Consider the following 11,683-nt stretch of genomic DNA (forward strand, 5'->3'; position numbering starts at 1 on the left):
GGAGCCTTCTGATGTTAGAACAAATGGGTAAATCGGCAAGAGAGGCATCTTGGCATTTAGCTCAACTATCAACAGAGCAAAAAAATCAGGCATTACTAGTTATGGCTGATTTATTAGAACAACAAGAAGCTTCAATTCTTGCAGCAAATGAAAAAGATATGCAAGCGGCTCGTGAAGCCAATATTAATGCCGCTATGCTTGATCGTTTATTACTAAATTCTGCACGTTTAAAAGCCATTGCAGATGATGTACGACAAGTGTGTCGCTTAGAAGATCCTGTGGGTCAAGTTATTGATGGCCGTATGCTAGATAGCGGTTTACGTTTAGAGCGTCGCCGTGTGCCGTTGGGGGTTGTAGGTGTTATTTATGAAGCTCGCCCTAATGTCACAATTGATGTCGCCTCTTTATGTTTGAAAACAGGTAATGCGGCTATTCTTCGTGGTGGAAAAGAAACTCATCATACTAACCAAGCGGTTGTTGCTGTTATTCAGCAAGCATTAGAAAAATGTGGTATTCCTGCTGGTGCTATTCAGGCGATTGATAAGCCTGATCGTGAGTTAGTCGCTAAAATGCTAAAAATGGATGAGTATATTGATATGCTTATTCCACGAGGTGGTGCAGGGTTGCATAAACTTTGCCGTGAACAATCAACCATTCCAGTTATTACTGGTGGTATCGGCGTTTGCCATACTTTTGTTGATGAAAGTGCGGATTTAGGAAAAGCATTAACAGTTATCGTAAATGCGAAAGTACAACGTCCAAGCGCGTGTAACTCTTTAGAAACGCTCTTAGTACACGAAAAGATTGCAGATCTATTTTTACCACAGCTAAGTGATGCTATGGCAGCTCAAAAGGTGACTTTGCATTCAAGTGAGAAGGCATTAGCAGGGTTAAAAAAAGGCGGAGCTACTGTTGTTGATGTGAAAGATGCTGATTATTGCGATGAATGGTTATCACTTGATTTAAATGTAGAAGTAGTGAGTGGGTTAACTGAGGCTATTAGCCATATTCGCCGTTATGGTACTGCACACTCTGATGCTATTTTAACGCAATCTATCTCTAATGCTGATCGCTTTGTTCGCCAAGTTGATTCTGCTGCTGTGTATGTTAATGCAAGTACACGTTTTACTGATGGTGGACAATTCGGTTTAGGTGCCGAGGTTGCTGTTAGTACACAGAAATTACATGCTAGAGGGCCTATGGGATTAGATGCCTTAACGACCTATAAATGGATTGGTTACGGTGATAATACAATTCGTAGCTAAGTGTTAAGATGATTAAATAAGCCATACTTTTCTAAAGTGTGGCTTTATTTTTTTGTTACATCAGGTATGATATTTCATACTTTACAGCATGTAAATTTTTAATTACACCCCTAAAAGGGAACACACTATGGAGATAGTGCATTTTATGGATAGTACAATTTACCTTATCGGACCTAGAGGTGCAGGAAAAACAACAGTAGGTAAAGCACTTTCCCTCACTTTAGATTATAGATTTATTGATACGGATGATTGGATAACTCAAAAATATCAACAAACTATATCTTCAATGGTTCAAGAGAAAGGTTGGGATTTTTTTCGTCAAACTGAATCAGAAGCATTAGTCCAAGTTAGTCAGCCTAACCAAGTTATCTCAACGGGTGGTGGTATGATTTTAGCAGATCAAAATCGTGCTTATATGAAATCTTCAGGTGTTACTATTTATTTACGGGCATCTCTTGAAACTTTAGTTAAGCGTTTGTCCCAAGATCCAAATGAAGCACAAAGACCAAGTTTGACAGGTAAAACGTTAGTTTCAGAAATGAATGACGTTTTGGCTAAACGTGAACCTTTATATTTGCAATGTGCTGATATCATTGTTGATGCGGGATTACCTATAAATGAGATTATTGAGGCAATTCTCGCAAAACTCACGAAATAATTAAGAAGTCGTCTGATATAAAGGATAAAACAGGGAACATCTATTTTATTTTCATCACATCCTATTTATAGTAAGGCTAATTATAGCAAAATGAGATATGGATATGATGTTGATAGCGTTTTTTAAAACACTATTTAAATTCTTATTTAGAATAAGAATTGAAGGACTTGTTAATCAGTTTTCACAATATGAAAAATGTATAATTACACCAAATCACACTTCTTTTATTGACGGTATATTATTACGTTTATTCCTGCCTATTAATCCTGTATTTGCTGTTTATACCTCTGTTGCTTCTGCAAAAACGACAAGATGGTTAGGTCGTTATGCCGATATCGTACCTTTAGATCCCGCTAACCCAATGGCCGTGCGTCAGTTAGTTAAAGAAGTGGATAAAGGCCGCCCAGTTGTGATTTTCCCAGAAGGAAGGATCACTGTAACAAATGGTTTAATGAAAATTTATGAAGGTGCTGCTTTTATTGCCGCAAAATCAGGCGCTAAAGTTGTTCCTGTTAGAATTGAAGGGGCTGAATTCAGCTATTTTTCACGAGTACGTAAAAGCTTACGAGTAAAGTCTCAATTCTTTCCTAAAATCACCATCAAGGTGCTTCCTGCTGTTGATTTGCCGATGCCAAAAGCTGAAAAATCTTCTGAGCGTCGCCGATTAGCGGGTGAAGCCATGCGTGACATCATGATGGAAGCCATCATGCAAACACGTCCTAATATCACGCTGTATGAAGCATTTTTACAGGCAATGTCTCAATATGGTCGATTTAGCCCGCTAATTTCTGATATCAACCTAAAAGAAGATTCTTATCAAGGATTACTGAAAAAAACGTTAGGGATCAGTCTATTGATTGAGCGCTACACTGAACCTAAAGAGCGTATAGGCTTATTGCTTCCAAATACAACAGTAACTGCGGCTGCACTATTAGGTGCAACAATGCGTCAACGTGTTGTTGCAATGCTAAACTACACGGCAGGTAGTTTAGGTGTACAAAATGCGATGAAAGCCGCATCAATCAAAACCATCTTTACATCACGCCAGTTTCTAGAAAAAGGGAATTTATTACATATTCCTGAGCAAACTCCAGAAGCTAATTGGATTTATCTTGAAGATCTAAAAGATACGATCACCAGCGAAGATAAACGTTGGGTAATTAAACATCTTATTACGCCTAAAAAAGCGATGTTACCGCAAGATGCACATGATGCAGCCGTTATTCTATTTACATCAGGCTCTGAAGGTACGCCTAAAGGTGTTGTTCACAGCCATTCAAGTTTATTGGCTAACGTTGATCAAATTCGTGCTATTGCTGATTTTTCCCCGAAAGACAAATTTATGTCAGCATTGCCGTTATTCCATGCATTTGGTTTAACTGCTTGCTTGCTAACTCCAATTTGCTTGGGCGCACGCGTTTTTCTTTATCCAAGTCCGTTACACTATCGAGTTGTACCTGAATTAGTCTATGACCAAAACTGTACGGTGTTATTTGGTACATCAACCTTTTTAGGAAACTACGGAAAGTTTGCCCATCCTTATGATTTTGCCAGAGTTAGATATGTGGTTGCTGGGGCTGAAAAGCTCTCTGAATCAACGCGTGTTTTATGGCAAGAGAAATTCGGTATTCGTATTTTAGAAGGTTATGGCGTAACAGAATGCGCACCTGTTGTGTCAATCAACGTACCTATGAGTGCCAAAGCTCATACAGTAGGGCGCTTATTGCCGGGTATGGAAGGGCGTTTAATTCCAATGAGTGGTATTACCGAAGGCGGTAGATTACAACTTCGTGGTCCTAACGTAATGATGGGATACTTACGTGTAGAATCACCTGAAAAATTGGAAGTCCCTGTCGCAACCAATGCTGACGGTATTGACGAAGAAGGTTGGTACGACACTGGTGATATTGTTGCTATTGATAGTGAAGGTTTTTGTACTATTAAAGGGCGTGTAAAACGTTTTGCAAAAATTGCGGGTGAAATGGTTTCTCTTGAAGGTGTTGAGCAACTTGCACGTAAAGCCTCTAAAGGTGAACACGCTGTTGTGACAATAAGTGATAAACGTAGAGGCGAATCATTAGTTCTGTTCACAACCGATAAGCAATTAGATCGTAGTACGCTATCAGCATTGGCAAAATCGGAAGGTGTTGCTGAAATTGCTGTACCAAAGGATATTCGTTTTATCAAAGAAATTCCTGTTTTAGGAAGTGGGAAAACGGATTTTGTCTCATTGAAAAAACTTGCTGAACAGGAAAATAACTAATGTCAGAGAATATTAGTCAGCCCCCTTTAATGAGTAGAGGAATGAAAGCGGTATTGATATCGCAATTTCTTTCCGCTTTTGCTGACAATGCATTATTGTTTGCGATCCTCGCTCAGTTTAAATCGGCGCTTTACCCTGAGTGGAGCCAACCTGTTTTACAAATGGTATTTGTGCTGGCTTTTATTCTTTTAGCACCTTTTGTTGGGCAGTTTGCTGATCGTAATCCTAAGGGTAGGGTAATGCTCAGTGGGAACCTTTTAAAATTCGTAGGCGCATTTCTTATCTGTGTCGGCTCAGATCCTTTCCTTGGTTATGCTCTAGTGGGAATTGGTGCTGCTGTTTATTCTCCTGCTAAATATGGCATTTTAGGTGAACTTACCGATGGTGAACGCTTAGTAAAAGCTAATGGTTTAATGGAAGCATCAACGATTGCTGCTATTTTATTAGGTTCAGTGATTGGTGGTTTGCTCTCAGATTGGAGCATTGTGCTTGCATTAGGTGTTTGCGCTGCAATGTATGCTTTAGCGGTATTTGTTAACTTTAGTATACCAAAATTATCAGCGGCTCAAATCGGGCGAGGTTGGAACATTAAAAGAATGTTCAGTCAATTTCTTGAGGCAACGCGTACCTTATGGACTGATAAAGAAAGCCGTTTTTCTTTAGTGGGAACCAGCATGTTTTGGGGCGCAGGGGTTACATTGCGTTTTTTACTTGTTCAGTGGGTACCTATTGCTCTAGGTATGACTGATAATACGACACCGACTATATTAAATGCGATGGTTGCCATTGGTATTGTAGTCGGCGCGGGGCTTGCCGCTAAATTTGTAACACTGAAAACAGTACGCCGCTGTATGCCTGCCGGTATTTTAATTGGTCTTGGTGTTGTTTACTTCTCATTGCAAACCTCAATTATTCCATCTTACCTAATTCTTATCATTATCGGTATTTTTGGCGGTTTCTTTGTCGTGCCATTGAATGCGCTATTACAAGACAAAGGAAAGCACAGTGTAGGTGCTGGTAATGCTATTGCTGTACAAAACTTAGGTGAAAATACGGCAATGCTATTAATGCTTGGATTATTCTCACTGGTGACGAGCATTGGTGTCTCTGTCGTTGCTATCGGAATTGGGTTTGGTGCTATTTTTGCCATAGCAATTGGTGGTCTATGGTTATGGGATTGCACCAGAAAGAAATCTTAAACAGTGAGATTTAGAATAGAGGTTAGATGAACCTTAATGATAAATTACGATGAAATGACCCGCCTAAGTATTGAGGTGGGTAAAGCGTTACTTGAAAAGAAGAGCACGATAACAACCGCTGAATCTTGCACTGGCGGATGGATTGCGAAAGTTATCACTGATATTGCAGGAAGTTCTGAATATTATCACCGTGGCTTTGTAACATATAGCAATGAAGCAAAGCATGAAATGATAGGCGTTGATGAACAAACTTTGCTTAAATACGGCGCGGTGAGTGAGGAAGTCGTTCTTCAAATGGCTAAAGGAGCACTGATAGCCGCTAATGCAGATTTTGCAGTGTCTGTTAGCGGTATTGCTGGCCCTGGTGGTGGTAGCGAAGAAAAACCCGTTGGTTTAGTTTGGTTTGGCTTTGCAATGAAAACACCAACAGGTATTCAAACTATGGCAAAACGCTGTATATTCAGTGGTTCACGAGAGCAGGTAAGAGCGGCATCTGTTATTTTTTCTTTAAAATCAATCCTTAAAGAAATTATTAATAATTAACTTGATACTGTATGATTATACAGTATAATGAATTTCAACAAGCAAAATCATATACGTTTTAATGGTAGTGACCCATATTTATGCTTCACTGCCCAGAGGGAGATAACATGGCTATTGATGAAAACAAACAAAAAGCATTGGCCGCAGCACTTGGTCAAATTGAAAAGCAATTTGGTAAAGGGTCTATCATACGTCTGGGCGAAGATCGTTCCATGAACGTTGAAACCATCTCTACAGGTTCTTTATCATTAGACGTTGCTTTAGGTGCTGGTGGTTTACCACGCGGCCGTATTGTTGAAATCTATGGCCCAGAATCTTCTGGTAAAACAACGTTAACTCTACAAGTTATCGCTGCTGCTCAACGTGAAGGCAAAATTTGTGCATTCATCGATGCTGAACACGCTTTAGATCCTATCTACGCTAAAAAACTAGGTGTAGATATTGATAACCTGCTATGTTCTCAGCCTGATACAGGTGAACAAGCCTTAGAAATTTGTGATGCGTTATCTCGTTCTGGTGCTGTTGATGTTATCGTTGTTGACTCCGTTGCTGCCTTAACGCCAAAAGCAGAAATTGAAGGTGAAATCGGTGATTCGCACGTTGGTTTAGCAGCTCGTATGATGAGCCAAGCCATGCGTAAATTAGCGGGTAACCTGAAAAACTCCAACACATTGCTTATTTTCATCAACCAAATTCGTATGAAAATCGGTGTTATGTTTGGTAACCCAGAAACTACAACAGGTGGTAATGCACTTAAATTCTACGCATCTGTTCGCTTAGATATTCGTCGTATCGGTTCTGTTAAAAACGGTGATGAAGTTGTTGGTAGTGAAACACGCGTTAAAGTGGTGAAAAACAAAATTGCAGCGCCATTTAAACAAGCTGAATTCCAAATTATGTATGGTGAAGGTATCAATACCTTTGGCGAATTGATTGATTTAGGTGTTAAACATAAATTGGTAGAGAAAGCTGGCGCATGGTACAGCTACAATGGTGAGAAAATTGGTCAAGGTAAAGCCAATGCAACAACTTACCTGAAAGAACACCCTGAAATGTATGATGAGTTAAACACTAAATTACGTGAAATGTTATTAAATCATGCAGGCGAATTTACTAGCGCAGCTGATTTTACTAACGATAGTGATAATGCAGCAGATATTGAAGAAACAGAAGAATAATTTTTTTCCAATGTCTAAATTGAATGTGTATTAAAACATATTACGATTATCGTAGTTGTAAACCACTAGTCAATTAATGTGATTTAACTCACTTAAAAAAGGAAGCTCTAAAACGGCTTCCTTTTTGCTGTATGTCGTATTTTTTGTTCAAAAGAGAGTTAAAATTAGTCTTATTTTGCTTTCTTCCCCTAAAAAATAGCCTTTAACACTACTTTATTTAATATAACGATATTTTTTACTAACCTATTTTTTACAGTTGTATGAAATTTTATATAGTGAAATTTTGGTGATATATCCTTGCTAATAAATAATGCAAATAAGAATCATTACGATAGTCTGGTTGCACCAGATAATAAATAATTGAGATATAAAGATAAATATATTCAATATATTTGGATCTAATTTAAATTGTATTTAAAGGTTTGTTGAGATGTAAGGTGAATTTTATACTGATAAGCGCTTTTATTTTAGTAAGTTATCGTGCTCTTAATATCTTATTTAAGTAATAATGCTTATGTGTTTATTACTAATTGCTATGAGAAAAAGAGATTATTCAGAGAGCATAAACGTATAGAGAGTAATCCCATAAAAAATCAGTAATAACAAATACTTTTTAATAATTACAAAATGAAAATACTTTAAGTTACTAACATTTCCCAAGATAATTGCTCTTAAATAGAGAAAAGTCCCATTCTCAGATAACAATCCCACTTTCAGAAAAAAACTAGACGATTTACAATGTCAACACGAATAAGTTTATCGGGGGTTTTACTTCTGACAGAAGAAATTCTATCTTATCCCTACTTATGTATTCGTTGGCTAAGTAGAGGTAACAATAAACCTCCTCTAACTAGATTTCTAATTTCTGTTTTTCCAGCTTGATTTCGGGATAATTATGAGCAAAAGCACCGCTGAGATCCGTCAGGCGTTTCTCGACTTTTTTCATACTAAAGGACATCAAATAGTACCTAGCAGTTCTTTGGTTCCAAATAACGATCCAACATTGCTGTTTACAAACGCAGGGATGAACCAATTCAAAGATGTATTTCTTGGATTGGATAATAGACCTTATTCCCGAGCGACAACCGCGCAACGCTGTGTGCGCGCTGGTGGTAAACATAACGATTTAGAAAATGTGGGTTATACCGCTCGTCACCATACCTTTTTTGAAATGCTAGGTAATTTCAGTTTTGGTGACTATTTCAAACATGATGCAATCAATTTTGCTTGGGAATTATTAACAAGCAAAGAGTGGTTCAACTTACCTAAAGAAAGACTTTGGGTAACGGTATATGCCACAGATGATGAAGCTTATGATATTTGGAATAAAGAAATTGGTATTCCAGCAGAAAGAATAATCCGTATTGGTGATAACAAAGGGGCACCATTTGCATCAGATAACTTCTGGCAAATGGGTGACACAGGCCCTTGTGGACCTTGTACTGAAATATTTTATGACCATGGTGACCACATTTGGGGCGGACCTCCAGGCTCACCAGAAGAAGACGGCGATCGCTATATTGAGATCTGGAACATCGTTTTCATGCAATTTAACCGTCAATCAGATGGCACAATGGATCCATTGCCAAAACCATCGGTTGATACAGGAATGGGATTAGAGCGTATTACCGCTGTTTTACAGCATGTAAACTCTAACTATGACATTGATTTATTCCGTTCTTTAATTAAATCTGTTGCACAAGTGACTAATGCAACAGATTTAGAAAATAAATCATTACGTGTTATTGCCGATCATATTCGTTCTTGTTCATTCCTTATTTGCGATGGCGTTATCCCTTCTAATGAAGGCCGTGGCTATGTTCTGCGTCGTATTATTCGTCGTGCAGTACGTCATGGTTATATGCTTGGCGCTAAAGATACCTTCTTCTATAAGTTAGTAGCTCCATTAATTGATGTTATGGCAGAAGCGGGTGAAGAATTAAAACGCCAACAAGATATCGTTGAAAAAGTATTAAAAACGGAAGAAGAGCAGTTTGCTCGCACGTTAGAACGTGGTCTGCAATTATTAGATGAAGAGCTTGCTCAATTAACAGATGACGTTCTTCCAGGTGAAACCGCTTTCCGTCTTTATGATACTTATGGTTTCCCTCTTGATTTAACTGCCGATGTTTGTCGTGAAAGAAATATCAAAGTTGATGAAAAAGGCTTTGAAGTCGCGATGGAAGAGCAACGTAAACGCGCTCGTGAATCCAGCGGTTTCGGTACTGACTATAATAGTTTAATCAAAGTGGATAGTCGCAGTGAGTTCTCTGGTTATGAGCATGATGAACAGCAGGGCACAATTACCGCTATTTTCCATAACGGACAATCAGTCACTGAATTAAAAGCAGGTGAAGAAGGTATTATCTTCTTAAATAAAACCGCATTTTATGCAGAGTCTGGTGGTCAAGTTGGTGATAAAGGTGTTCTAACAGGTAAAGATAGCCTGTTTGAAGTCACAGATACGCAAAAATACGGTAAAGCTATTGGTCATATTGGTAAAGTTAACGTAGGGTCATTTATTGTTAACCATAAAATCAATGCAGCCATTGATACTGCTCGCCGTGATGCTATTCGTTTAAATCACTCTGCGACGCACTTATTACACGCAGCATTGCGTCAAGTTCTGGGTACGCATGTTACGCAAAAAGGTTCTTTAGTTAACGATAAATATCTGCGTTTTGACTTTTCTCATTTTGAAGCTGTTAAACCAGAACAATTACGGGAAGTTGAAGATATTGTAAATGCGCAAATCCGTCTTAACTCACCAGTTGTCACTGAGTTAATGGATCTTGAAGATGCGAAAGAAAAAGGTGCGATGGCACTCTTTGGTGAAAAATACGACGAACGAGTTCGTGTTTTAACTATGGGTGACTTCTCTACTGAGCTTTGCGGTGGTACTCACGCTTCTAGAACGGGTGATATTGGTTTATTCCGCATTGTCAGTGAGTCAGGTACTGCGGCTGGTATTCGTCGTATTGAGGCGATTACGGGTATTGCAGCAATTGAGAGTATTCATGAACAATCAGATCTCATCTCTCTTGTTGCACAAGTTCTAAAAAGTGATGGTACAAACTTGGTCGAAAGAATCAAAACAGTCCAAGAAAAACATCGTTTATTAGAAAAAGAACTCCAACAACTAAAAGATCAGCAAGCTGCCCAAGAGAGTTCCTCTTTAGGTAGCCAAGCTAAAAACGTGAAAGGTATCAAACTTTTAGTTCGTGAGCTTAATGGTGTTGAGCCGAAAATGTTAAGAACAATGGTTGATGATTTAAAAAATCAATTAGGTTCTGCAATTATTGTGCTTTCTACTATTTCTGATGGTAAAGTGAGCTTAATTGTTGGGGTCACTAAAGATTTAACTGCTAAAGTTAAAGCGGGTGAGCTAATTAGTTTTGTAGCACAGCAAATTGGCGGTAAAGGTGGCGGTCGCCCTGATATGGCTCAAGCTGGTGGTACTGACGTTGAAGCCTTACCTGCTGCTTTGGCAAGTGTTGACGAGTGGGTTGAATCGCATCTGTAAGCGATAGCAACCTGAAAAAAGGCGCTATCCCTGTTTGTATCGGGATAACGCCTTATAGAGATATTGATAATCCGTTAAATAATCAATCACTAAATTTATATTTTGTTATGAAGTATGAGTTACTTGTGATAAATAATGATTATACGAATTGACAATGTATGATGGATAATGGCCGGGAAATTCTAGAGACCCGACTCTTGTAAATTTTCAAGGAGCAAAGAATGCTTATTCTAACTCGTCGAGTTGGTGAAACGCTTATGATAGGCGATGATGTGACCGTAACCGTTTTAGGGGTTAAAGGTAATCAGGTACGGATTGGCGTAAACGCACCCAAAGAAGTATCAGTCCATCGTGAAGAGATCTATCAACGAATTCAGGCCGAGAAAACTCAGCCTACTGATAACTACTAAATCAATTCCCATTTTTTAGTCAGTTACAATTCATTCGTAAGCGTCCACACTTTTGCCGGGTTTGGGCGCTTTTCTCTTTATAAGACTTTTGATTCCTATCTTTGTTCCTATCTTCGTTCTCCTTGAACTGTATTTATTATTGCACTATCCGTTTATTCTGATTGACAGAATTGAAAGTCTTTTTACCTCTAATCATTCGCTTCACAATTATTTGATGTGTGAATGAATTTATTTACTAAGAGAATAAAATACTTGAATGATTTTTCATCAGCGATATCATTGTGTTTAGAACTTTTTTAGCCAATCTTGATGATAAACGCATCAGTTTGTTTGTGAAGTGTTCAAACAAACGTATATTCGTAAAAAGTTGAGAAAAATTGTTTGACTTCTTAGGCTGAGAAAGTAATATGTGCGCCACACAGAGACGAGATGTTCAGTAAGAACTTCTTCGAGTGGTTCTAAATATGGTGAGATGGCCGAGAGGCTGAAGGCGCTCCCCTGCTAAGGGAGTATGCGGTCAAAAGCTGCATCGAGGGTTCGAATCCCTCTCTCACCGCCATTTAGATTTGCATCCTTAGCTCAGCTGGATAGAGTACTCGGCTACGAACCGAGCGGTCGGAGGTTCGAATCCTCCAGGATGCACC

At 38.7% G+C, this 11,683-nt stretch carries 8 protein-coding genes and 2 tRNA genes; all 10 read left to right on the forward strand.

Annotation, left to right across the window (positions count from 1 at the left end):
- The first annotated feature begins 11 nt into the window (after positions 1-11).
- The 10 genes from ABN212_RS02440 to ABN212_RS02485 all read left to right on the forward strand — a co-directional run bounded on the left by ABN212_RS02440 (position 12) and on the right by ABN212_RS02485 (position 11,681).
- Entirely contained in the window at positions 12-1,265 is a 1,254-nt protein-coding gene (locus tag ABN212_RS02440) for a glutamate-5-semialdehyde dehydrogenase (protein ID WP_196534260.1), read from the forward strand.
- Positions 1,266-1,410: 145 nt separating this feature from the next.
- Positions 1,411-1,923 carry a shikimate kinase AroL gene (gene aroL / locus ABN212_RS02445; RefSeq protein ID WP_198620978.1) on the forward strand — a complete coding sequence of 171 codons (513 nt, stop codon included), beginning with the start codon at positions 1,411-1,413 and terminating at the stop codon, positions 1,921-1,923.
- Positions 1,924-2,026: 103 nt separating this feature from the next.
- Positions 2,027-4,186: a bifunctional acyl-ACP--phospholipid O-acyltransferase/long-chain-fatty-acid--ACP ligase gene (gene aas, locus ABN212_RS02450; RefSeq protein ID WP_349442816.1), complete on the forward strand. Its 2,160-nt coding sequence runs from the start codon at positions 2,027-2,029 to the stop codon at positions 4,184-4,186.
- A complete protein-coding gene (gene lplT, locus ABN212_RS02455; protein ID WP_349442818.1) occupies positions 4,186-5,385 on the forward strand; it encodes a lysophospholipid transporter LplT in 1,200 nt (399 codons plus the stop codon). The genes aas and lplT overlap by 1 nt, the downstream gene beginning before the upstream one ends.
- Before the next feature lie 36 nt (positions 5,386-5,421).
- Positions 5,422-5,928, forward strand: a complete 507-nt coding sequence (gene pncC, locus ABN212_RS02460; protein ID WP_349442820.1) for a nicotinamide-nucleotide amidase — start codon at positions 5,422-5,424, stop codon at positions 5,926-5,928.
- 107 nt (positions 5,929-6,035) lie between these two features.
- Positions 6,036-7,106 (forward strand): recombinase RecA, encoded by a 1,071-nt coding sequence (gene recA, locus ABN212_RS02465; RefSeq protein ID WP_349442822.1) that lies wholly within the window; start codon positions 6,036-6,038, stop codon positions 7,104-7,106.
- 895 nt (positions 7,107-8,001) lie between these two features.
- Positions 8,002-10,629, forward strand: coding sequence for an alanine--tRNA ligase (gene alaS / locus ABN212_RS02470; RefSeq protein ID WP_198620974.1), 2,628 nt, complete (start codon positions 8,002-8,004; stop codon positions 10,627-10,629).
- Between the two features lie 221 nt (positions 10,630-10,850).
- Positions 10,851-11,039, forward strand: a complete 189-nt coding sequence (gene csrA / locus ABN212_RS02475; RefSeq protein ID WP_004244778.1) for a carbon storage regulator CsrA — start codon at positions 10,851-10,853, stop codon at positions 11,037-11,039.
- 466 nt (positions 11,040-11,505) lie between these two features.
- Positions 11,506-11,598: transfer RNA gene (locus tag ABN212_RS02480), tRNA-Ser, on the forward strand.
- Between the two features lie 9 nt (positions 11,599-11,607).
- Positions 11,608-11,681, forward strand: a tRNA-Arg gene (locus ABN212_RS02485).
- Positions 11,682-11,683 lie beyond the last annotated feature (2 nt).

This window comes from Proteus genomosp. 6 (assembly GCF_040139785.1).
Taxonomy (GTDB): domain Bacteria; phylum Pseudomonadota; class Gammaproteobacteria; order Enterobacterales; family Enterobacteriaceae; genus Proteus.

What these genes read in the sequence shown, in the direction of transcription:
- aas (WP_349442816.1), top strand. Translation starts at nt 2,027, where the DNA reads ATGATGTTGATAGCGTTTTTTAAAACACTATTTAAATTCTTATTTAGA.
- csrA (WP_004244778.1), top strand. Translation starts at nt 10,851, where the DNA reads ATGCTTATTCTAACTCGTCGAGTTGGTGAAACGCTTATGATAGGCGAT.
- ABN212_RS02440 (WP_196534260.1), top strand. Translation starts at nt 12, where the DNA reads ATGTTAGAACAAATGGGTAAATCGGCAAGAGAGGCATCTTGGCATTTA.
- recA (WP_349442822.1), top strand. Translation starts at nt 6,036, where the DNA reads ATGGCTATTGATGAAAACAAACAAAAAGCATTGGCCGCAGCACTTGGT.
- aroL (WP_198620978.1), top strand. Translation starts at nt 1,411, where the DNA reads ATGGATAGTACAATTTACCTTATCGGACCTAGAGGTGCAGGAAAAACA.
- lplT (WP_349442818.1), top strand. Translation starts at nt 4,186, where the DNA reads ATGTCAGAGAATATTAGTCAGCCCCCTTTAATGAGTAGAGGAATGAAA.
- alaS (WP_198620974.1), top strand. Translation starts at nt 8,002, where the DNA reads ATGAGCAAAAGCACCGCTGAGATCCGTCAGGCGTTTCTCGACTTTTTT.
- pncC (WP_349442820.1), top strand. Translation starts at nt 5,422, where the DNA reads ATGATAAATTACGATGAAATGACCCGCCTAAGTATTGAGGTGGGTAAA.